17 protein-coding genes are annotated in these 21,275 nt (G+C 68.0%); 9 read left to right on the top strand and 8 right to left on the bottom strand.

The window, feature by feature from the left end:
- Positions 1–55 precede the first annotated feature (55 nt).
- The 4 genes from DEH84_RS01755 to DEH84_RS01740 form a co-directional block, all read right to left on the bottom strand.
- Positions 56–1,279, bottom strand: coding sequence for an acetyl-CoA C-acyltransferase (locus tag DEH84_RS01755; RefSeq protein WP_109034189.1), 1,224 nt, complete (start codon positions 1,277–1,279; stop codon positions 56–58).
- An 18-nt stretch (positions 1,280–1,297) separates the two neighbouring features.
- Positions 1,298–3,697, bottom strand: coding sequence for a 3-hydroxyacyl-CoA dehydrogenase/enoyl-CoA hydratase family protein (locus tag DEH84_RS01750; RefSeq protein ID WP_109034186.1), 2,400 nt, complete (start codon positions 3,695–3,697; stop codon positions 1,298–1,300).
- A gap of 90 nt (positions 3,698–3,787) precedes the next feature.
- On the bottom strand, positions 3,788–5,578 hold the full coding sequence (locus DEH84_RS01745) for an acyl-CoA dehydrogenase C-terminal domain-containing protein (protein ID WP_109034184.1): 1,791 nt from the start codon (positions 5,576–5,578) through the stop codon (positions 3,788–3,790).
- Between the two features lie 59 nt (positions 5,579–5,637).
- Complete coding sequence (locus DEH84_RS01740) at positions 5,638–6,357, bottom strand: TetR/AcrR family transcriptional regulator (RefSeq protein WP_425428981.1); 720 nt, start codon at positions 6,355–6,357, stop codon at positions 5,638–5,640.
- Positions 6,358–6,620: 263 nt separating this feature from the next.
- Here DEH84_RS01740 and DEH84_RS01735 point away from each other — a divergent pair, with 263 nt between their 5' ends.
- The gene (locus DEH84_RS01735; RefSeq protein WP_109034182.1) at positions 6,621–7,181 is read left to right on the top strand and encodes an HNH endonuclease; all 561 of its coding nucleotides are present in this window, start codon (positions 6,621–6,623) and stop codon (positions 7,179–7,181) included.
- Between the two features lie 44 nt (positions 7,182–7,225).
- On the opposite strand, the gene DEH84_RS01730 is transcribed toward DEH84_RS01735, so the two are convergent.
- Both DEH84_RS01730 and DEH84_RS01725 read right to left on the bottom strand, forming a co-directional pair.
- Positions 7,226–7,831 (bottom strand): TetR/AcrR family transcriptional regulator, encoded by a 606-nt coding sequence (locus DEH84_RS01730; protein WP_109034179.1) that lies wholly within the window; start codon positions 7,829–7,831, stop codon positions 7,226–7,228.
- 22 nt (positions 7,832–7,853) lie between these two features.
- Positions 7,854–9,446 carry an alkaline phosphatase D family protein gene (locus DEH84_RS01725; protein ID WP_109034177.1) on the bottom strand — a complete coding sequence of 531 codons (1,593 nt, stop codon included), beginning with the start codon at positions 9,444–9,446 and terminating at the stop codon, positions 7,854–7,856.
- Between the two features lie 92 nt (positions 9,447–9,538).
- Here DEH84_RS01725 and DEH84_RS01720 point away from each other — a divergent pair, with 92 nt between their 5' ends.
- The 3 genes from DEH84_RS01720 to DEH84_RS01710 all read left to right on the top strand — a co-directional run bounded on the left by DEH84_RS01720 (position 9,539) and on the right by DEH84_RS01710 (position 12,073).
- Positions 9,539–10,351, top strand: a complete 813-nt coding sequence (locus tag DEH84_RS01720; protein WP_179950602.1) for a PhaM family polyhydroxyalkanoate granule multifunctional regulatory protein — start codon at positions 9,539–9,541, stop codon at positions 10,349–10,351.
- Positions 10,352–10,369: 18 nt separating this feature from the next.
- Positions 10,370–11,599, top strand: a complete 1,230-nt coding sequence (locus DEH84_RS01715) for an FIST signal transduction protein (RefSeq protein ID WP_179950601.1) — start codon at positions 10,370–10,372, stop codon at positions 11,597–11,599.
- A gap of 138 nt (positions 11,600–11,737) precedes the next feature.
- Complete coding sequence (locus tag DEH84_RS01710; protein ID WP_109034175.1) at positions 11,738–12,073, top strand: hypothetical protein; 336 nt, start codon at positions 11,738–11,740, stop codon at positions 12,071–12,073.
- 10 nt (positions 12,074–12,083) lie between these two features.
- Here DEH84_RS01710 and DEH84_RS01705 read toward each other — a convergent pair whose 3' ends face one another.
- Positions 12,084–12,815: a GntR family transcriptional regulator gene (locus tag DEH84_RS01705; protein ID WP_109034173.1), complete on the bottom strand. Its 732-nt coding sequence runs from the start codon at positions 12,813–12,815 to the stop codon at positions 12,084–12,086.
- Positions 12,816–13,144: 329 nt separating this feature from the next.
- On the opposite strand from DEH84_RS01705, the gene DEH84_RS01700 reads away from it, so the two are divergent.
- Both DEH84_RS01700 and DEH84_RS01695 read left to right on the top strand, forming a co-directional pair.
- A complete protein-coding gene (locus tag DEH84_RS01700; RefSeq protein WP_109034171.1) occupies positions 13,145–14,965 on the top strand; it encodes an acyl-CoA dehydrogenase C-terminal domain-containing protein in 1,821 nt (606 codons plus the stop codon).
- Between the two features lie 65 nt (positions 14,966–15,030).
- Positions 15,031–15,696 (top strand): TetR/AcrR family transcriptional regulator, encoded by a 666-nt coding sequence (locus DEH84_RS01695; RefSeq protein WP_159098805.1) that lies wholly within the window; start codon positions 15,031–15,033, stop codon positions 15,694–15,696.
- A gap of 82 nt (positions 15,697–15,778) precedes the next feature.
- Here DEH84_RS01695 and DEH84_RS01690 read toward each other — a convergent pair whose 3' ends face one another.
- On the bottom strand, positions 15,779–15,964 hold the full coding sequence (locus DEH84_RS01690; protein WP_109034167.1) for a hypothetical protein: 186 nt from the start codon (positions 15,962–15,964) through the stop codon (positions 15,779–15,781).
- Positions 15,965–16,266: 302 nt separating this feature from the next.
- On the opposite strand from DEH84_RS01690, the gene DEH84_RS01685 reads away from it, so the two are divergent.
- From DEH84_RS01685 to DEH84_RS01675, 3 genes are read left to right on the top strand one after another with little or no spacing between them, the layout of a single operon-like run.
- Positions 16,267–17,718 (top strand): TolC family protein, encoded by a 1,452-nt coding sequence (locus DEH84_RS01685; RefSeq protein WP_159098804.1) that lies wholly within the window; start codon positions 16,267–16,269, stop codon positions 17,716–17,718.
- Entirely contained in the window at positions 17,715–18,992 is a 1,278-nt protein-coding gene (locus tag DEH84_RS01680; protein ID WP_109034163.1) for an HlyD family secretion protein, read from the top strand. The genes DEH84_RS01685 and DEH84_RS01680 overlap by 4 nt, the downstream gene beginning before the upstream one ends.
- An 11-nt stretch (positions 18,993–19,003) precedes the next feature.
- Positions 19,004–21,163 (top strand): peptidase domain-containing ABC transporter, encoded by a 2,160-nt coding sequence (locus DEH84_RS01675; protein ID WP_109034160.1) that lies wholly within the window; start codon positions 19,004–19,006, stop codon positions 21,161–21,163.
- The last annotated feature ends 112 nt before the right edge of the window (positions 21,164–21,275 follow it).

The raw sequence follows: 21,275 nt of genomic DNA, 5'->3' as shown, positions 1-21,275 counted from the left end.
AGAAAAAGCCCGCACGGCGGCGGGCTTTCTCAGGCGTGCAGCACGGTGGGGCCGATTACAGGCTGTCCACGCGCTCGAAGATGCCGGCAGCGCCCTGGCCGGTGCCGATGCACATCGTCACCATGCCGTACTTGCCGCCGGTGCGACGCAGGCCGTGCACCACGGTGGCGGCACGGATGGCGCCGGTGGCACCCAGCGGGTGGCCCAGGGCGATGGCGCCGCCCATCGGGTTCACCTTGGCGCGGTCCAGCACGTGGCCCTTGCTGTCGAGGTCCTTCAGCACGGCCAGCGACTGGGCGGCAAAGGCTTCGTTCAGCTCGACCCAGTCCAGGTCCGAGGCCTTCAGGCCGGCGTACTCCAGGGCCTTGGGGATGGCTTCGATCGGGCCGATGCCCATGATCTCGGGCGGCACGCCCTTGACCGCGAAGGCCACGAACTTGGCCAGCGGCTGCAGACCATACTTCTCGCAGGCTTCCTTCGAAGCCAGGATCAGGCAGCCAGCGCCGTCCGAGGTCTGCGACGAGTTGCCGGCCGTGACCGAACCCTTGGCCGCGAACACCGGGCGCAGCTTGGCCAGGCCTTCCATCGAGGTGTCGGGGCGCGCGCCTTCGTCACGGGTGATGACCTTCTTGGAAACGGTCACTTCACCGGTTTCCAGATTCGGCGTGCGCACTTCGACTTCGATCGGGGTGGTTTCGGCGTCGAACCAGCCAGCCTGTTGGGCGGCGATGGCACGACGGTGCGATTCCACCGAGAAGGCGTCCTGCTCTTCACGGGTGACTTGCCACTGCTCGGCCACCTTCTCGGCGGTCATGCCCATGCCGTAGGCGATGCCGACGTTCTCGTCGACGTTCACCACGGCCGGGTTGAACGAGGGCTTGGAGCCGCCCATGGGGACCATGGACATCGATTCCACGCCACCGGCGATCATGACTTCGGCTTCACCGACGCGGATGCGGTCGGCAGCCATCGACACGGCGGTGATGCCGGCCGCGCAGAAGCGGTTCACGGTGGCACCGGCCACGGTCTTGGGCAGACCCGACAGCAGCGCGGCGATCTTCGCCACGTTCATGCCCTGTTCGCCTTCGGGCATCGCGCAGCCGATGATGGCGTCTTCGATGGCGGCCGGATCCAGCGAGGGAACCTGCTTCAGGGCGTTCTTGATGGTGGCGACCAGCAGGTCGTCAGGGCGGGTGTTCTTGAACACGCCACGGCCCGACTTGCCGATCGGGGTGCGGGTGGCGGCAACGACGTAGACGTCGCGGAGTTGCTTGGACATGTGTGTGTCTCCGATCGATCAGTTGCGGACAGGCTTGCCGGTCGACAGCATGCCCATGATGCGTTCTTGCGTCTTGGGGTTGTCCAGCAGCGTGCAGAAGTGCTTGCGCTCCAGGGCGTGCAGGTATTCCTCGCTCACCAGGGTGCCGGCATCGACGTCGCCGCCGGTCAGCACATCGGCGATGCACGAGCTGATGTAGTAGTCGTGCTGGCTGATGAAGCCGCCATCACGCATGTTGATCAGCGAGGACTGCAGCGTGGCCTTGACGCTGCGGCCCGCCACGGGGATCAGCTTCTTGGCCGGGGCGCGGTAGCCCGACTCGAACATGGCCTTGGCCTGGGCGATGGCCACGTGCAGGACTTCGTCCTTGTGCGGCACGATGACGTCGCCGTCGATCAGGTAGCCGAACTTGCGCGACTCGATCGCCGAGGTACCGACCTTGGCCATGGCCGCAGCTTGGAAGCCTTCCTTCAGGAAGCCCATCAGCTCGCCACCGACCTGGCCCGACACGCCCTTCGACGGTTCGAGCAACTCGGCTGCGCGGCGGGCCAGGTAGGCCAGGCCACCGCCGCCAGGGATCAGGCCCACGCCCACTTCGACCAGGCCGACGTAGGTTTCCATCGCGGCCACGCGCTTGGCAGCGTGCACGGCCAGCTCACAGCCGCCCCCCAGGGCCAGACCGTGCATCGCAGCCACGGTCGGGACGTTGGCGTAGCGCAGCGACAGCATGAAGTCCTGCAGCTGCTTCTCGAACGGAGCGATGGCCTTGCCGCCGCCCTGCATGAAGGCCGGCATCATCGACTGCAGGTCGGCACCGGCCGAGAACGGACCGTCCTGCGACCAGATCACCAGGCCCTTGTAGCCGGCTTCGGCCAGCTCCAGGCCCTTGGTCAGGCCCGAGGTCACTTCGGCCGAGATGGTGTGCATCTTGGACTTGATCGAAGCGATGACCACTTCGTCGTCCAGCGTCCACAGGCGGATGGCGGCGTCTTCGAACAGGGTCTTGCCGGCGGTGGCCGCCGACGGGGCGTTCGAGCCCAGCACGTTCTCGCGGAAGTACTGGCGCTCGTACACGGGCAGGTTGCGCACCGGCACGTACTTGCCCAGCTTCGGGGCCCACGAACCTTCGGCGGTGTGCACACCGTCGCGGCCGTCGAACACCCAGGCGGGCAGCGGCGCCTTCGACAGGGCCTTGCCGGCGTCGATGTCGGCCTTCACCCATTCAGCGACCTGCTTCCAGCCGGCTTCCTGCCACAGCTCGAACGGGCCTTGCTTGGCACCGAAGCCCCAGCGCATGGCGAAGTCGATGTCGCGGGCGGTCTCGGCGATCGATTCCAGCGTGACAGCGGCGTAGTGGAAGGCGTTGCGCAGGATGGCCCACACGAACTGGGCGTGCGGGTGGCTCGACTCGCGCAGCGCCTTCAGGCGCTCGGCGGCCGGCTTCTTCAGGATCTTGCTGACTTCGTCGTCGGCCTTGCCGCCGGCGGCACCGTACTCACCCGTGGCAGCGTTGAACTGCAGGATGGTCTTGCCTTCCTTCTTGAAGAAGCCCTGCTTGGTCTTCTGACCCAGGAAGCCCTTCTCGATCAGGGTGGTCAGGGCAGCGGGGGTTTCGAACGCGCCGTTGAACGGGTCGTCCTTGGCACCGTTCTGCAGCGTCTTGATGACGTGGGCCATCGTGTCCAGGCCCACCACGTCGGCGGTGCGGAAGGTGGCCGACGAGGCGCGGCCCAGCTTCTTGCCGGTCAGGTCGTCGACGACGTCATAGCCCAGGCCCGAGCGCTCGACTTCGCGGAAGGTCAGCAGCATGCCGGCCACGCCCACGCGGTTGGCGATGAAGTTCGGGGTGTCGTAAGCGCGGATGACGCTCTTGCCCACGGCCGAGGTCGAGAAGGCTTCGAGCTGGTCGACGACTTCCGGCTTGGTGTACTCGGTGGGGATCAGTTCCAGCAGCGCCATGTAGCGCGGCGGGTTGAAGAAGTGGATGCCCAGGAAGCGCGAACGCAGCTGCTCGGGCAGCACGTTGGCCATGGCGGTGATCGACAGGCCCGACGTGTTGGTGGCGAGGATCGCGTTGTCGTTCACGAACGGGGCGATCTTCTTGTAGAGGTCTTCCTTCCAGTCCAGACGCTCGGCGATGGCCTCGATGATGAGGTCGCAGCCGCGCAGGGCTTCCAGGTGCTCTTCGTAGTTGGCCTGCTGGATCAGCGCGGCGTCTTCGGCCACGCCCAGCGGTGCCGGCTTGAGCTTCTTGAGGTTTTCAACGGCCTTGGTGACGATGCCGTTCTTCGGGCCTTCCTTGGCAGGCAGGTCGAACAGCACGACCGGCACCTTGCAGTTGACCAGATGGGCCGCGATCTGGGCACCCATCACGCCGGCGCCGAGCACGGCCACCTTGCGGACATTGAATCGACTCATGTTTTCTCCTGGCAGAGATTTTTGGAAAGGAGGAGAGAGGCTGAAGGGCGCACCCCGTGCGGAGCACGCCCTTCATCGGGTGCCTGTCGGTCAGAACAGGGCTTCTTCCATTTCGGTCAGCGGCTTCAGACCGGCCTTGGCCGTGATCATCAGCGTTTCGACTTCAGGCATCAGCTTGGCGAAGTAGAAGCGGGCGGTGGCCAGCTTGGCCTTGTAGAAGGCGTCGCCGGTGGCCTGCTTTTCAAGCGCGATCTGGGCCATGCGGGCGAAGAAGTAGGCGTAGACCATGTGGCCGACCACGCGCAGGTAGTCGACGGCCGCGGCGCCCACTTCGTCCGGGTTCTGCATGCCCTTCATGCCGATTTCCATCGTGAAGGCCTGCACCTTCTGACCCAGGTCGGCCAGCGGCTTGGTGAACTCCTGCATGGCTTCGTTGTCGGCGTTTTCCTTGACGAAGCGGCCCACCACCTTGCCGAACTTGGTCAGCTTGGCGCCGGCATCGCCCAGCACCTTGCGGCCCAGCAGGTCCAGCGACTGGATGGTGTTGGTGCCTTCGTAGATCATGTTGATGCGCGCATCACGGACGAACTGCTCCATGCCCCACTCGTGGATGAAGCCGTGGCCGCCGTAGACCTGCTGGCAGTGCACCGTCGAGATCCAGGCGTTGTCGGTGATGAAGGCCTTCACGATCGGGGTCAGCAGCGCGACGATGTCGTCGGACTCCTTGCGCACGGCTTCGTCCGGGTGGTTGTGGGCCTTGTCCAGCTCGATGGCCACGTAGTACACCAGGGCGCGGGCGCCTTCGGCGTAGGCACGGGCGGTCAGCAGCATCTTGCGCACATCGGGGTGCACGATGATCGGGTCGGCCGCCAGGTCAGGGCGCTTCGGGCCCGACAGGGCACGCATCTGCACGCGGTCCTTGGCGTAGTTGACGGCGTTCTCGTAGGCGACTTGCGTCAGGCCCAGCGACTGGTTGCCCACGCCCAGACGGGCGCCGTTCATCATCACGAACATGGCGGGCAGGCCGCGGTGCGGCTGGCCGACCAGGGTGCCGACGGCGTCTTCCAGCACCATCTGGGCGGTGGCGTTGCCGTGGATGCCCATCTTGTGCTCGAGGCCACCGCAGTAGATGCCGTTGCGCGCACCCAGCGAGCCGTCGGCGTTCACCAGGAACTTCGGCACGGCGAACAGCGAGATGCCCTTCGAACCCGCAGGCGCGTCCGGCAGGCGGGCCAGCACCAGGTGGACGATGTTGTCGGCCATGTCGTGCTCACCGGCCGAGATGAAGATCTTGGCGCCGGTCAGCTTGTAGGTGCCGTCGGCTTGCGGCTCGGCCTTGGTGCGCAGCAGGCCCAGGTCGGTGCCGCAGTGCGGTTCGGTCAGGCACATCGTGCCGGTCCACTCGCCCGAGGTCAGCTTGGGCAGGTACATGGCCTTCTGCTCGGCCGAACCGTGGGCTTCCAGACAGGCGTGGGCACCGTGGCTCAGACCGGGGTACATGGTCCAGGCCTGGTTGGCCGAGTTCAGCATCTCGTAGATGGCCTGGTTGACCAGCAGGGGCAGGCCCTGGCCGCCCCACTCCGGATCGGCCGACAGCGCCGACCAGCCGTTTTCGGTGTACTGCTTGTAGGCTTCCTTGAAGCCCTTCGGGGTCGTGACCTCGTGGGTTTCCTTGTTCAGCGTGCAGCCTTCGACGTCGCCCACCAGGTTCAGCGGAGCCAGCACTTCGGAGGCGAACTTGCCGCCTTCTTCCAGCACCGCGTTGACGGTGTCGGCGTCCAGATCGCCATAGGCGGGGATCTTTTTCAACTCGTCAACGCCACCCAGCAGCTCGTGGATCACGAATTGCATGTCGCGCAGGGGGGGGGTGTAGGAAGGCATCGTGAAGCTCCTCGGTCAGAAAGACACTTGAATAAACCTGATCTGGCCAGGCGATGGGTTCAGCGGGACACCGGTGCGGATGACGCCGCCGCGGTGGATGGTTGGTATGGCAAGGGGTTGGGTGCACCCTGTGCGTAGTACTGCACCACGCGGTCGAAAGCGACGCGGGCGCGCTCGATGGCCCCCGTCGACCGCAGGAAGCGGGCGTCGTGGTGCAAGGAGAGGATGAGGCCGTGGATCTCGAACTGCATCTGCATCGGATCCGTGTCGGCACGCAGGTGGCCCATCTCGATGGCCATGCGGATGGCGCGCACCAGCGACGTGTGCCAGGTGACGACCATGCCGGCCAGCGCGTCGCGCACAGGGCCGGGGCGGTCGTCGAACTCGACGGCACCGCTGATGTAGATGCAGCCGGAATCGATTTCGGTGGCGACCTTGGCCACCCAGTTCTCGAACAGGGCACGCAGGCGCGGCAGGCCACGCGCCTGCTGGATGGCCGTCTTGAAGACCTCTTCCTCGAAGCGGGCGTGGTACTCGCGGATCACCGAGATCTGCAATTCTTCACGTGAGCCGAAGTGGGCGAACACGCCGGACTTGCTCATGCCGGTGACTTCAGCGAGCGCGCCGATCGACAGGCCTTCGATGCCCATCTGCGAGGCCAGGTTCAGGGCCGCGTCGAGGATGGCTGCGCGCGTCTGCTGCCCCTTGGCGGCACCACGCCCACGCTCGCGCCCAGACTCGGCGGCGTGTTTGGTGTCGATGGGCGGCGGGACGGACACAGGCGGGCTCCTTCAAAAAAATACGAACGGTCGTGCTAAATCGAACGACCGTGCTATTTTGCAGAAAATGATGACGGCTGTGTGAGTCCGCCCCAATTTTTTTTGGGGATTTGTCGTGCCGGGGTGCATCGCCTTGCTGGCGGTGCGGTTGCGCGGCCTCAGGGTTCTCCACAGGGTCCCCGCCATCTGCAGGGCCGTGCGTGCTTGAGAATGTCACGCAAGGTCTCTATGCTGTATCGCACCAATGCCTTACTGGAGGCTGCATGGACGTGCTGCAACTTGACGTGTCAGGCCGTCCGCAGGCTTGGCTGTCGGCCAAGGAAGCGGCGGTGGTGTATGCGAGCGACGGTGTCGCGTGGACGCTGGGCGAGCCCTTCATGGTGCTGCGCGGCGGCATCCAGCGGCTCACGGGTCTGCAATCGCGGCTGGCCCTGCACCCCATCGTGGCGGTGCACGGGGCCGTGCCGAGCCGTGCGTGGCGGCAGCAGCCCGCGCTGAGCAACCCGAAGCTGTTTGCACGCGATCGGCAGATGTGCGCTTACTGTGGCGGGCACTTCGCGCTGGATCACCTCACGCGTGAGCACATCGTGCCGACCTCGCGCGGCGGCCACGACACCTGGATGAACTGCATCACCGCGTGCCGGGGGTGCAACGGGCGCAAGGGCAACCGCACGCTGCACGAACTCGGGTGGTCGCTGTACTACCTGCCCTATGTGCCCAGCCTGCATGAGGACATGATCCTGCGCGGGCGTCGCATTCTGGCCGACCAGATGGAGTTCCTGCTGGCCTGCGTGCCGGCCCACAGCCGCCTGCGCCAGAACTGAGTCAGAACGGCGTCGGTGGCGCGGCCGCCACGCCCGGCTGCCGCTCAGCGGGCGCGCAGCCCGTCGAACGTGGTGGCCATCACCCAGTCGATGATGCGCTCGTCAGGGTGTCCGCCGGCCTTGAGCACGGCCAGAACCGGATCGCAGGCGCGCGCAAACAGCGTGTAGAGCACCACCTCGGGCGGCACGGTGGCGCCCAACTGCCCGGCGGCCTGCGCCTGCAGGATCCAGCCGCTGAGGCGCTCGCTGACGCCCAACAGCAGCGTCATGTAGTCCATGTCGGCCATCAGGGCCGTGCGCAACGAGGAGTTCTGCGAAGGCAGCGAGGGCATCTCGCCAGCCAGCTGCACACCCATGGTCCAGCGCACCACGGCCTGCAGCCGGCCCAGGGGGTCGAGCTCGGTCAGCGCCTCGACACGGTCCAGCTCGAAACGGGCGCGGTTCAAGAGGCGCTTCATCGCCGCCGCCGCCAGCGCTTCCTTCGAGTCGAAGTGCTTGTAGAGGCTGGCCTTGGCGATGCCAACCTCGGCGGCCACTTCATCCATCGTCATCAGGTCGAAGCCCTTGCCCGCCAGAAGCCGGTTCACGGCATCCACGATGGCGTCTTCGCGCGCCTGGCGTACCTGCTGACTGAAAGGAAGACGGGCCATGGCGTGATTGTAGGCACGCTGCTCAGACGCGCCGCGGACCGGCAATGCCCCGGTCGATGCGGTAGCGGGCCTGGGTGCGCAGCCGCGAGTCGGGGCGGACCGGGTGCGGCGTGCCGCGGAATTCGATGTCGATCTGGCGCGGCGTGACGTCCAGCACCACGTAGCCGCGCTGGTCGGCACGGGCGTGCAGCATGTCGGGGTTGCCGCCCTTGAGCCAGGCGGTGACGATTTCGCTCAGGCCTTTGCTGGACACCGAGGTCGTCACCACCTCGCTGGCGATCACGGGCGAGGCGGTGTCCTCGGGATGCAGGCGCAGCTGGGCGGCCACATGGCGGTGGACATCGCCGCCCAGGCACACCACGTCGGGCACGCGAGGCTGGGCGATGGCCTGCATCAGGCGTTCGCGCGCTGCGGGGAACGCATCCCATCCGTCGCCATAGATCACGCGCCCGAACGGCGCCCGGATCGTGCCCGGCGCAACCTGGGTCGACTGAACGATGAACTTCCAGTCGACCGGGCTGGACGCCAGTTCCCAACTCAGCCAGTCGGCTTGCGCCCGGCCGATCAGATCGCGCCCCGGCGCGGCCAGCTCGGTGCAGTTGCGCACCAGCTTGCCGTTGAAGAGGCTCTGCGTGCGGCCGGTGCAGGGCGAAGGGTCACGGTGCTGCCGCGTGTCCACCGTCCAGAACGTGGCGAGGCGTCCCCAGTCATAGCGGGCGTGCATGCGCATCCGCGGGCCGGTCGGGGCGCGCGACGGCGAGATCGGCAGGTGCTCGAAATAGGCCCGGTAGGCGGCCGTCCGCACCGCGAGAAAGGTGTCGACATCGTCGATCTCGGCATCGCGGTCGCCGGTGTAGTCGTTGACCACCTCGTTGTCGTCCCAGGCCAGCAGCCAGGGGTGCGCCGCATGGCAGGCGCGCAGGTCGGCGTCCAGCTTGTAGCTCGCGTGGTGCACGCGGTAATGCGCCAGCGTGAAGTCGGCATGATCCCGCGGGAAGCGATGCGGGTGCCGGCGCACACGGTTGAACGACGGCACCGACGACGTGTAGATGTAGTCGCCCACGAAGACGACCAGGTCGACGTCGGCCGCGGCGATCTCGCGGTGGACCGTGAAGTGGCCCGCTTCATAGTGCTGGCACGACGCCAGCGCCACCCGCATGCGCGCCGGCCGGGCCTCGGGCGCCGGCGCGGTGCGGGTGCGTCCGACCGGACTGGTCTGGCCACCGGCCTCGAAACGGTAGTGGTAGCTGCGCCCCGGCTGCAGGCCCGAAACGTCGACATGCACGCTGTGCGCGGCCTCCGGCGAGGCCAGCGCCTGGCCGGACGCCACCACGTGCTCGAACCGGGCGTCGCGGGCCACCAGCCAGCGCACGGGCACGGCCGCGGCCGGCATGCCCCCGTCCGGCCTCAGGGGCTGGGGGGCGAGCCGCGTCCAGATCACCACCGACTCGGGCTGCACCTCCCCGCTTGCCACCCCCAGCGAAAACACCTCGCCCGGGGCGGTCCAGTCCGGCGCCTGCAGGGGCTGCGCCCGGGCACCGGGCCCAAAAAGCTGCTGCCAGGCCAGGGTGGCGGCCATGCGGCTGGCGTGGAGAAACAGTTGTCGGCGTTGCATGAAGCCGCCGATTATGCGGCGGGGTTTTCCCCAGCCCTCGCGTGCGCCGCACAGGCCGGGCACAATGACCTAAAGCCCAAGAGGAGACCCGCATGTCGACCCGCCCCTCCAGCCCTGCCGACGACGGCACGCCGAACCCCACCGACCGCCTGAATCCGTTTGCGGGCCTTGGCGCCGGCCTCGACTTCTTCCAGGACTGGATGAAGGCCGCCGGCAGCGCCATGCCGAATCTGCAGGCGGCCGCGGGCGCCGCACCCGCGGGCCTGCCCGCCTGGTCGCTGCCGACGCTCGACCCGGAAGAACTCGACAAGCGCATCCGGGACCTCAAGACGGTGCAGTTCTGGCTGGAGCAGAACGCCCGCATGATCGCCATGACCATCCAGGGAATGGAGGTGCAGCGCATGACACTGGCCACCCTCAAGGGCATGAACGTGTCGATGGACGCCGTGCGCGATGCACTGAAGGTGCGCCCCGACTCGCCGGCCAGCGGCGTGGAGGCCCCCGCTGCGCCGGACTGGATGGCCCGGGCACGCGCCTCGGCCGCGTCGGCAGACCGCCCGGCGGACGCCGCCCCCGTCGCCGAGCAGGCACCCGAATCGCCCGCAGCCGGGGCCGAGGCCAGCCGGTCGGCCGAGGCGTCGCCGGAACTCATCAACCCGATGCGCTGGTGGGACACCCTCACGCAGCAGTTCACGCACCTGGCCAACCAGGCCGCCGCATCGGCCATGCCGCCGGCGGCACCCGCGGCAGCCCAGGCCCCCCCCCAGGCCGCCGGCAGCGCACCGGCCCGCGACCGCAGCCGCACCGCCGACAAGGCGCCGCCCCGCAAGACGGCCGCGACCGGCTCGCCGCGCAGCCCTTCGCGCCCCGCAGCACGCCGTCGCGGCGACCCGCAGGCCGACTGACCCCTCACAGGCACGGCCATGCGATCTGCCCCGCTGCGCTTCCTGCACGCCCACGCCACCCACCCGCATCCCGAGCTGGCCCTCGAGATCGTCTGGGCGCAACTGGCGTCGCAGGGCGCGACCACGATGGAAGCCAGCCTCGGCTGGTGCTACCTCACCGAAGCGTATTCGGACCACGCCGAGGCCGTGCTCGACAGCCTGCGCGCACGCCTGCCGGGCGTCGCCTGGGTCGGGGGTGTGGGCATCGGCGTGCTGGCCACCGGGGTGGAGTACATCGACGAGCCGGCGCTGGTGGTGATGCTGTGCAACCTGCCAGCGGCCACTTTCCGCATCTTCCATGGCCGGCACCCGCTGCCCGGCGCGGCAGAACGGGTGATGGCGCAAGAGGGCGTGTGGCGCGCCCACACCGCGCAGGTGCACGCCGATGCCCGCACGGCTGACATGCCGGAGTTGCTCGCCGAGCTCGCGGAGCGCACCGACACGGGCTACCTCTTCGGCGGCCTGAGCACCGGCCGCCAGCACGCCCTGCACCTGGCCTTTGACCCGCACGATGGCCAGGACGAGGTCGGCGTGTGGGAAGGCGGGGTGTCGGGCGTGGCCTTCAATGCCGACGTCGACGTGGTCTCTCGGGTGACCCAGGGCTGTGAGCCGATCGGCCCCCGCCGCGAGGTCACCTCCGCCGACCGCAACCTGGTCTATGAGCTCGACGGCGAACCCGCCCTCACCTGCCTGCTGCGCGACCTGGGTGTCACCGCCCGGGTGGGCGGCACGGACTGGCAGCGCGAAGCCCTGCCCCGCATGCGGGCCACCCTGGTCGGTCTGACCGACGCCGGATCGGACCTGATGCAGCACGGACAGCACTTCGGCGCCGACACCCGCGTGCGGCACCTGGTGGGGCTGGATCCCGCTCGCCAGGGCGTGGCGGTGAGCGACTGGGTCGAGGAAGGCATGCAGCTGGCGTTCTGCCAGCGCCACGTGCAGGCCGCCCGGCAGGATCTGGTGCGGGCCTGCGCCGAGGTGCGCGAGGAGTTCGACCCGACGGAGTCACCCGGCCGCCAGATGGCCGGCGCGGTGTACATCAGCTGCTCGGGGCGCGGCGGGCCGCATTTCGGCGGGCCGCACGCCGAAATGGAGATCGTTCGGCACGCGCTGGGCGATGTCCCGCTGGTCGGGTTTTTCGCGGGCGGCGAGATCGCGCGCCGGCATCTCTACGGCTACACCGGCGTGCTGACGGTCTTCGGCAGCTGACCCCCTATCTGGGTGGTTCACCCCCCAAACACCACCCCAAGGGGGATTCCCCGGCATCGGGCCGCACCGGACACTGCATGCAGACCGCTGCGCGCCATGGCCCGTTCGAGCATGGCTGAGCCCACCCCAGGAGCCACCATGATCGCCCGTCCGTCCGCACAACGCATGCCCATTCCGTTTTCGGCGCCCGGCCTCGGCCCGGCCCCGTCGCCTGCCGCACCGCCCGTGGTCGCCACGACGCTGCTGCCTCGACGTTCACCGGTCACGGTGTCACTGGGCAACGCCCTGCCCCCGGTGCCCCCCGCCCATGCCCCCACGCGGTTCGCCCGCTTCACGGGGCAAGGCCGTTTAAGCGTGCGCTCCAGCACCTCCGGGCAGCACTACCGCTTCGTCGGACACGGCGACACACAGCCGGTCGACCCGCGTGATGTGCTGATGCTGCGCCGCATCCCCGACCTGCAACTCGGCGACTGAGCCCGGCCGCTCAGCCCTGCGGGGTGTGCGCCTCGGCCATGCGCAGCCGGGCGTTCTGGAGCGTCTCGATCGTGATCCGCCGCACCTCGAGCTTGCTGTGCTCGATGTGGGCGCGCAGCAGTCGCTGCGCCTCGTCGGCACGACGCCGGGTAACGGCACGCAGGATCTGCGCGTGCTCCTCGTACGTGGCCTCCACACGCTGCGGCTTGGTGAAATCCAGCCGGCGGATGATGCGGATGCGGTCGGTCACATCGGCGTGCACACGCGCCATCTCGGCGTTGCCCGCGGCCTCCACCAAGGCGGTGTGGAAGGCCTCGTCAAGACGGTCGATCGTCAACACGGTGTGCTGACGCTCGGCCTCGGGCACCAGCCACACACGGTTGAGCTCATCGAGCGAAGGACGCGGATCGGCCTCGCACAGGCGGACCACCGCGTGCGTTTCGAGCAGCATGCGCAGGTCGTAGAGCTGGTCGAAGGCGTTGAAATCGAGCGGGGCGACCTGCCACCCGCTCTTGGGGAACACGAGCAGGAACCCCTCGCGCTGCAGGCGTTGCAATGCCTGGCGCAGTGGCGTGCGGCTGACCTGCACACGGTTGGCCAGATCGCTCTCCGAGAACCGATCGCCCGGTAACAGCACGAAATCGAAGATCAGCTGCTTGATCTGGGCGTACACCCGCTCGGCCAGCGTGCCGGCAGACAGGGCGACAGACGGCGTGGACAGGGACGGAACGACCAGCGTCATGGGGACAGGGTGAAGGGGAGAAGCCGGATGCGGCTAAACAACCATGCTGGCACGCCCCGCGTCACTTCGCCATCCCTCGGAAGGGTCAAACGCGGGTCCCGCCCTCATTGCCCCCGCCCCCGCAGCACACCACTGATCGGCTTCATTCCGGCGTCACCACGGCGTGCCCCGGGAAAGCCTGCCCCTCGCTTCCGGGGGGAGGCCCCGGGGGCGATGGGGCCGGCTTGACACAGACGGTGCACCATGCGCTATAAATGCGCCTGAATTCGAACGACCGTTTCAAAAGACCGTTCGACACCCTCCCCTGACCCTGACCGAGGTGACGACCTATGCCGCAGTACAAGGCGCCTTTGCGCGACATGCGCTTCCTGCTCAACGAAGTCTTTGATTTCGAGGGCCACTTCAAGAGCCTGCCCAATGGCGAAGAAGCCTCGCCCGACATGGTGGACGCCATCCTGGAAGGCTGCGCCACCTTCTGCGAAGAAGTGCTGGCCCCGCTGAACCTGCCGGGTGACCTCGAGGGCTGCACGCTCAAGGACGGCGAAGTCACCACGCCCAAGGGCTTCAAGGAAGCCTATGCCGAGTACGTGGCCGGCGGCTGGCAGGGCCTGTCGCACCCCAAGGAGTACGGCGGGCAGGAGCTGCCCATGTCGCTCAACCTGCTCAAGGCCGAGATGATGGGCACGGCCAACTGGTCGTTCACCATGTACCCCGGCCTGAGCCTGGGCTGCATGAACACGGTGTTCCAGTTCGGCTCGACCGAGCAGAAGGCCACCTACATGCCCCCGCTGGTCAGCGGCGAATGGACGGGAACGATGTGCCTGACCGAGCCGCAGTGCGGCACCGACCTGGGGCAGGTCAAGACCAAGGCCGAACCCCAGCCCGACGGCTCCTTCAAGCTCACCGGCACCAAGATCTTCATCTCGTCGGGTGAGCACGATCTGGCCGAGAACATCATCCACATCGTGCTGGCCCGTCTGCCCGATGCGCCCAAGGGCACCCGCGGCATCTCGCTGTTCATCGTGCCGAAGTTCCTCGTCAACAAGGACGGCAGCGTGGGTGAGCGCAACGCGGTGCGCGCCGGTGCGCTCGAGCACAAGATGGGCATCCGTGCTTCGGCCACCTGCGTGATGAACTTCGACGGCGCCACCGGCTACATGATTGCCGAGCCCAACAAGGGCCTGGAGGCCATGTTCACCTTCATGAACACCGCACGCATCGGCACCGCCGTGCAGGGCCTGGCCCACGCCGAGTTGTCGTACCAGGGTTCATTGCCGTATGCCAAGGAGCGCCGCTCGATGCGGGCGCTGTCGGGCAAGAAGGACGCCGACCACCCGAACGACGCGCTGATCTGGCACGCCGACGTGCGCCGCATGCTGCTGACCCAGCGCGCCGTGGCTGAAGGCGCCCGCGCCATGATCTACGAAGCCGCCAAGCTGGCCGACCACATGGTGGCCGGCGTGGCCACGGGCGACCAGGCCAAGTACGAGGCCTACGACGACAAGCTGGGTTTCTACACACCCATCCTGAAGGGCTTCATCACCGAGATGGGCCTGGAATGCGCCAACCTGGGCATGCAGGTCTTCGGTGGCCACGGCTACATCAAGGAGCACGGCATGGAGCAGATCGCCCGTGACGCGCGCATCGCCACCCTGTACGAAGGCACGACCGGCATCCAGGCGCTCGACCTGCTGGGCCGCAAGACCCTGCTGCAGTCGCGCGGCAAGTGCATCTTCAACTTCACCAACGAGATGATCGCGCTGGCCAAGCCGCACCTGCTCGACGGCGACGCCGTCGGCGCCATGGCCCGCGCCTCGTTCAAGCGCGCGCTCGAGTGGAAGTGGATCACCGTCAAGATCATGCTGCGCGCCAACAAGGACCGCGACGTGGTCAGCGCCGCCTGCTACGACTTCCTGATGTACGCCGGCTTCGCGATGATGGGCCACTTCTGGCTCAAGCAGGCCATTGTGGCCAAGCAGAAGCTCGCCCAGGGCGGCAAGGAGTCGAAGGAGTTCTACACCGCCAAGCTCCAGACGGCCGAGTTCTTCTTCGAGCGCCTCGCCCCGCGCGCCAACGCGCACAAGAAGACCATGCTGTCGTCGACGCGCTCCATCATGCAGATGGACAACGAGCACTTCAGCTTCGTCTGACCTGGTGGTCGTGCCGCGGCGCGGGTCCTTCCATGGCCTGCGCCGCGCCCCATGCCTCCCTTGACATGACGACACCGACGATCTCGCAGCGTCGCTACAGCGGCGTGAGCGCCGATGAACGCCGGGCGCAGCGACACGAAAGGCTGCTGCAGGCAGCCTACGAAGTGTTCGGGGTGCACGGCTACCGGCTGACGACGATGCGCCTGATCTGCGCGCAGGCGCGCCTGGCAGACCGCTACTTCCACGAACACTTCGCCACCGTTCACGAGTGCTTCAAGCACGTGCACGATCGGACGACGATGGACGTGTCCATGGCGGTGGAGGAGGCCATCCGCAGCCTGCCCCCTGACCTGCTGACACGCGCCCGGGGGGCGCTGCAGACCTTCTTCGAGCAGATCCGACAGGACCCCCGTCGCGCCCGCATCCTCATTCAGGATGCCTCGAACAGTGGGCTGACCGCCGAGGACCGCGTGGCGCAGCAATACGCCTTCATCGTGGACCTGCTTCGCGCGCGGTTTCGCCAGAAGTACCCTGCCCTGCAGGGATACCCGAATATCGACCTCATCATTTCCGGATGCATCGGCATGGTGAGTCATACCACGATGCTGTGGATCGAGCGCGGTTTCGACCTTCCTGTCGAAACCCTGATCGATCACAACCTCTACGCGTGGACGGGACTGGACCAGTGGTTATCTTCCGCCAACGCCACGGCGCTCCAGAAAACCGCGTGAAGAAACTGATCGGCAGCATGAAAGTAAAAAACCCCGCATCTGCGGGGTTTTTTACTTTCCGCCGAACCAGCCGGCGAGTCACTCAGGGCGCTTTCGGAAAGCCCAACAGCACGGCAAACGTGTTGTAGAGCGGGCGCCCATAGGTGTTCCATTCCTGCTTGTGAATGGCGTCGATCAAGGCAATGCCGGTGGGCTTGAACAGGCCGAGCTCCGGGTCGAGGGCCGCGCCGCTGACTTGCTGAACTTCTTGGAGGGAAAGGGTTTTCATGATGTCTTCCGTTCTGGATTGAATAAAGGGCTTGCAGCCCAGGGCCGAATATGACGCACCCCGCGCCAGAATAAAACCCATCAATACCCGCAGACTTCTTTCAATCAGGAAAACAGAAATGACAGATCGAACAAGCGGAAGATAACCTGAAAGGATTAATCCAATCTGCCTGCGCACGGCTTTTATGCCCGTCACAACAGGAATGCATGGATATTCCCACCCCGGAATTCTTAACCCGCCGGGATACTGGGAAACGTATGCACGGAAACCGATTCAGGCTGTTTGTCGAGTGCCCTGCCCTTGTGCCCGTCCATCGGGCCCTCGGGTGCCTGCGCGGGCTTGGCCCGGCCGTGTGGGCCGGCAGCCTGCTCTGCGGCGTCCCCAGCTTCGCCCCCGCCCTGCAGCTCGACTGGCACCTGCGGCTGGCGCAGGCCCCCGTGGCGGCGGATGCGCCACCGCCGCGCTCAGGGGCCCCGGCCTGGGTACGCTGGCTGGACGCCGTCATCGACAACCCGGCGCTGGCAGAGGCCGAGGCTCAGGCCGACGCCGCGGAAGCGCGTCATCGCCGGGGCGCACGAGAGGCCACGTGGCCGCGCCTGGATGCCCAGGCCAGCGGGCAGCGCGGGCGGCAGGTCGGTGACGGTCGGGCGGTCGACGCGCCCGCGACCAGCCACAGCCTCACACTGAGCATGCCGCTGTGGCGCCCCGCCGAGCAACGGGAAGTCCAGGGCCTGCAGGCGACGGGACAGGCCACTCGCCTACAGGCCCTGGCCACCCGGTCCGAGCTGGCCCTTGGCGTCAGCCAGGCCTACCTGGCCGGGCTGCATGCGCAGGCCAGGGCGTCCATCCGCGCCCGGCAGATCGCCGAACTCGAGGCGCTCGAACAGGTTCAGGCGCGCCTGCTGACCGCAGGCCTGCTCACGCTGGTGGACGTGCAGGCCACCCGCTCGCTCGCCCTGCAGGTGCAGGACCAGTGGCTGCAGGATCAAGGTGACGCGGCCCAACAACTGCTGACCCTTCGCCGCCTGGTCGGGCCGACCGCCTCGCTGCCGCGCGGGCTGCACACGCCGGCCCCGGGCCCTTTTCCCCCGCGTTGGCATGACAGGGAGGGTGGGGACGTGGCCGTCCTCGTGCGCGCACACCCGCTGGCCGAGGCGGCGCAGGCCCAGATCCGCGCCGCCCAGGCCCGGGTCGAGGCGCGGCAGGCGGCGCGCTGGCTGCCCACGGTGGAGGCCTCTGCAAGCCGGGGGTACCGTCAGACCACGCCGCGCTCCGACGGGGTCGCCGACCGGCAGTCCCTGCGCAACGACAGCATCGGTGTGAGTGCGCAATGGACCCTCTTCGGTGCCGACACGCTGGGCGATGGCGAGCGCATCGCGGCCGCCGAACTGGTGCAGGCCCTGGCCCGCCATGACGTGGTGGTGGCCGAACTCGCACGGGACCTGCGGGCGGCCATCGAGACCCACCGCCTCGAGGAGCAACACCTGGGGGCGCGAACCGCGTGGCTGCGACACGCCGAAGCCGCCCTCGACGCCGTCCACCGCGCGTGGCTTGCGGGCCTGCGCCCCACCAGCGACCGACTCCGTGCCCAGCAGGCCGTGCTCGACGCGGCGCTGGCGGTGGCCGACAGCCAGGTGGCCCGCATGACATCGGGCACCCGGATCCTGGCCCTGCTCGGCAAGCTGGACGCGGCGCACATCGCGCCCTGGCTCGCGGAGATCGACCACCCGACGAGCGACCTCGCGACGCCATGACCACCACGCCCCCCAGCCCGCCGCCGCGTGATGACGGCCCCCTGTTCCGCCCTGAAGCGCTGGCCGCGCGCGTCGGCACCCTGACAGGCCCCGCCCTCTCGATCGGGCCCGTCGGGGCCCGCGTGTGGACCGCCCTGGTGGTGGCCCTGGCCCTGGCGGTGCTCGGCGTGCTGATCTGGGGACAGCACACCCGCAAGGAGCGCGTGACCGGCGTGCTGCAGGCCCGGTCCGGCGTGTCCACGCTGGTGGCGCCCGGCACCGGGGTGCTGATGCGGCTGCCCGTGAAAGAAGGCCAGACCGTGCGGGCCGGTGATGTCCTGGCCGAGATCCACCAGACCCAGCACAGCGATCTGGGCGATGCCCTGAGCCAGGTCGAGGTCAGCCTGCGGGAACGGCAGCAGGCCTTGCGCACCGAAGCGGCCCGGCGTCATGACAGCCTGCAGGCCCGGCTGTCCGGCCTGGACGAGCGCACGAGCCACCTGCGCCAATCGGCGCGCTCGCTTCAGACGGAGCTGCAGTTGCAGGCTCAGCAGCAAGCGGTGGCAGAGCGCCTGCTGGAGCAGATGCGCCCCCTGCGCGACGACCGCATCGTGTCGGAGCTCCAGTTCGCGCAGCAGCTGCAACTCGTCACGCAGCACGCCTCGCGCCAGCAGGAGTTGCGGCGCCAGTCCACCCAGATGCAGGCCGAACTGGCGCAGGTGCAGACCGATCGGCAGCACCTGCTGGCGGACGAGGCCGCGCAATCGGCGCTGCGGCAGCGCGATGCCCTGACGCTGCATGCCGAACAGGCTCAGCGCCGCCGCGAGCAGGTGATGCTGCTGCGCGCACCGGTGAACGGCACCGTCACCAACCTGCGTCTCGCGGAAGGGCAGACGGTGGCCGGCGGGGCCACGGTGCTCAGCGTGGTCCCGGCCGCCTCGCCGCTTGAAGCGGTGCTGCGCGTGCCCAGCACCGCCATGGGCTTTCTGCGGCCGGGGCAGACCGTGCGCCTGGCCTACGACGCCTTTCCCTACCAGCGTTTCGGCCAGCACCGGGGGCAGATCACGGCCATCCCGCTGGCCGATGTGCCGGCCAGCGAACTGGGCGGCAACCGGCAGGACACCCGGGCGGTGTTTCTGGTTCACGTGGCGCTGGAACGCGACACGGTGGTGGCCTACGGCCAGGCGCTGCCCTTGCGCAGCGGCCACACCCTGGTGGCCGACATCGAGATCGAGCGCCGGGCCTTGTGGCGCTGGCTCTTCGATCCCCTCTTCGCCTTCACCGGCCGACTCTGATTCAGGCGCGCATGATCTCTTCCTCCTCCTCTGCCCCGTCGTCGTCGGGATGGCGACGCCCCCGTGTGCCGGTGGTCCTGCAGACCGAAGCGACCGAATGCGGCCTGGCCTGCCTGGCCATGGTGCTGGGCGCCCACGGACACGACACCGACCTGCACACGCTCAGGCAGCGCTTTGCGGTGTCCGCGCGCGGCACGACCCTGGCGGTGCTGATGGACATGGCCGCCAGACTGAAGCTGTCCGCCCGGGCCGTGCGGCTGGAACTTGACGAACTGGAGGCACTGCAACGCCCCTGCGTGCTGCACTGGGACATGAACCACTTCGTGGTGCTGGTCGCGGTGGACGGCCAGCGGGTCACGGTGCACGACCCGGCCGTGGGCGAGCGGCGCATGAGCCTGGCCGAAGCCGGGCGCCATTTCACCGGCGTCGCGCTGGAGTTGTCTCCGGCCGCTGCGTTTCAACCCCGGCGTGAGCGCACGCCATGGCGCCTTCGCAGCCTGTTCGCCGGCCACCCCGGGCTGGGCCGTTCGTTCGCACAGATGGCGGTGCTGTCGGTGGTGCTGGAGGTGTTCACCTTGCTGATGCCCTTGCTCAGCCAGTGGGTCATCGACGACGTCATCGTCAGCCGCGATCAGCCCCTGCTCGTGGTGCTGGCCCTGGCGCTCGGCCTGCTCGCCCTCATGTCGCTGGCCACGCGGCTGTTGCGCAGCTGGGTGGCGCTGGGCACCGGTCTGCGCTGGCAGCTCGCCAGCAGCACGCGCGTCTTCGGTCACCTGATCCAGCTGCCGCTGTCGTACTTCGAGCGCCGGCATACCGGCGATGTGCTGTCGCGCATGCATGCCGTCGAGTCCATTCAGGACACCCTCACCCACACCCTGGTGGAGGCGGTGCTAGACGGGCTGGTCAGCCTCATCACGCTGGGCCTGATGTTCGCGTACAGCCCCCTGCTCGGCGGCATCGTGCTGGGCGTGGCCGTGTGCTACCTCGGCGTGCGGCTCGCGGTGTTCGGCCCGTACCGCCGCGCCGCGGAAGAGCTCATCGTGCGGCAGGCGCAGACACAGTCCTTTCTGCTGGAGACGCTGCGAGGCATCCATGCGATCAAGTTCTTCTCCCGGCCGGCATGGCGCGTGGCGGGCTGGATGAACCAGCAGGCCGCCATCGTCAACGCCCGCGTCAGGCAGGAGCGCATCAACCTGCTGCATCAGGGCATCAACGGCACGGTCGGCGCGCTCGAACAGGCCACGGTGCTGTACCTCGCCGCCAGCATGATCATCGACGAGCACTTCTCCATCGGGATGCTCGTTGCCTTTCTTGCGTACAAGGGCCAGTTCCTGCAACGCGTCGGCGACTTCATCGAGCGGCTCATCAACCTGCGCCTGCTGCGCGTTCAGGGCGACCGGCTCGCTGACATCGTGCTCACGCCGACCGAAGCCCCCTCGTCTGCGCAGCAGATGCAGCGTGCGGCCACCCCCTTGCCGCAAGGGGGCATGACGCTCAGCCTGCATGACGTCGTCTACCGATACGACCCGCAATCGCAGCCCGTCCTCGACCACATCAGCCTGACCCTGCGCAGCGGGCAGACCCTCGCGGTCGTGGGTCCGTCGGGCGGCGGCAAGTCCACGCTGATGAAGGTGCTGGCAGGCCAGGTCACGCCGGAATCGGGCGAAGTGCGGCTCAACGGCGTGCCGCTCGCCCAGCTGGGTGCCGAAGCCCACCGCTCGGTGATCGGCACCGTCTTTCAGGACGATCAGCTGTTCTCCGGCAACCTCTACGACAACATCGCCATGCACGACGCGCACGCCACGCCGGAGAAGGTACGGCACGCCGCCGAACTGGCCTGCGTGCACGACGACATCGCGCGCCTGCCCATGGGCTACCAGACGCTGGTCGGCAACATGGGCACAAGCCTGTCTGGCGGGCAGAAGCAACGCGTGCTGCTGGCCCGCGCACTCTACAAACAGCCGCAGTTCCTGCTGCTCGACGAATACACCAGCCACCTCGACTTCGCCACCGAGCGGCGTGTGCAGGACCACATCCAGGCCCTGGGCTGCGCGCGCTTCATCATCACCCACCGGGAGCACTCGCTCCGCGAAGGCGATGACATCCGCGTGCTGTGGGGCGGTCGCCTGATGCACCCCGAAGAGCTGGAAACCCTCGCCCGGGAAGCGTGAGCGACACGGTGGCGTCGCACGCAAACGCATGCACCCCGGGGATGGCCGGATCCCCTTGCGCCACGCAAAATGACACAATCTGTTTTCAGATTGATTCTGATCTTTTTTTGCG

Origin of the sequence: Aquabacterium olei (assembly GCF_003100395.1) — a bacterium.
Lineage (GTDB): Bacteria > Pseudomonadota > Gammaproteobacteria > Burkholderiales > Burkholderiaceae_C > Aquabacterium > Aquabacterium olei.
Note: the sequence above shows the minus strand (reverse complement) of the source record. Positions and strands in the feature narration are given on the sequence as shown.

Excerpts from the sequence above, each read along its gene's own strand:
- DEH84_RS01755 (WP_109034189.1), bottom strand. The coding sequence starts at position 1,279 with ATGTCCAAGCAACTCCGCGACGTCTACGTCGTTGCCGCCACCCGCACC.
- DEH84_RS01750 (WP_109034186.1), bottom strand. The coding sequence starts at position 3,697 with ATGAGTCGATTCAATGTCCGCAAGGTGGCCGTGCTCGGCGCCGGCGTG.
- DEH84_RS01745 (WP_109034184.1), bottom strand. The coding sequence starts at position 5,578 with ATGCCTTCCTACACCCCCCCCCTGCGCGACATGCAATTCGTGATCCAC.
- DEH84_RS01735 (WP_109034182.1), top strand. The coding sequence starts at position 6,621 with ATGGACGTGCTGCAACTTGACGTGTCAGGCCGTCCGCAGGCTTGGCTG.
- DEH84_RS01730 (WP_109034179.1), bottom strand. The coding sequence starts at position 7,831 with ATGGCCCGTCTTCCTTTCAGTCAGCAGGTACGCCAGGCGCGCGAAGAC.
- DEH84_RS01725 (WP_109034177.1), bottom strand. The coding sequence starts at position 9,446 with ATGCAACGCCGACAACTGTTTCTCCACGCCAGCCGCATGGCCGCCACC.
- DEH84_RS01720 (WP_179950602.1), top strand. The coding sequence starts at position 9,539 with ATGTCGACCCGCCCCTCCAGCCCTGCCGACGACGGCACGCCGAACCCC.
- DEH84_RS01715 (WP_179950601.1), top strand. The coding sequence starts at position 10,370 with ATGCGATCTGCCCCGCTGCGCTTCCTGCACGCCCACGCCACCCACCCG.
- DEH84_RS01710 (WP_109034175.1), top strand. The coding sequence starts at position 11,738 with ATGATCGCCCGTCCGTCCGCACAACGCATGCCCATTCCGTTTTCGGCG.
- DEH84_RS01705 (WP_109034173.1), bottom strand. The coding sequence starts at position 12,815 with ATGACGCTGGTCGTTCCGTCCCTGTCCACGCCGTCTGTCGCCCTGTCT.
- DEH84_RS01700 (WP_109034171.1), top strand. The coding sequence starts at position 13,145 with ATGCCGCAGTACAAGGCGCCTTTGCGCGACATGCGCTTCCTGCTCAAC.
- DEH84_RS01695 (WP_159098805.1), top strand. The coding sequence starts at position 15,031 with ATGACGACACCGACGATCTCGCAGCGTCGCTACAGCGGCGTGAGCGCC.
- DEH84_RS01690 (WP_109034167.1), bottom strand. The coding sequence starts at position 15,964 with ATGAAAACCCTTTCCCTCCAAGAAGTTCAGCAAGTCAGCGGCGCGGCC.
- DEH84_RS01680 (WP_109034163.1), top strand. The coding sequence starts at position 17,715 with ATGACCACCACGCCCCCCAGCCCGCCGCCGCGTGATGACGGCCCCCTG.
- DEH84_RS01675 (WP_109034160.1), top strand. The coding sequence starts at position 19,004 with ATGATCTCTTCCTCCTCCTCTGCCCCGTCGTCGTCGGGATGGCGACGC.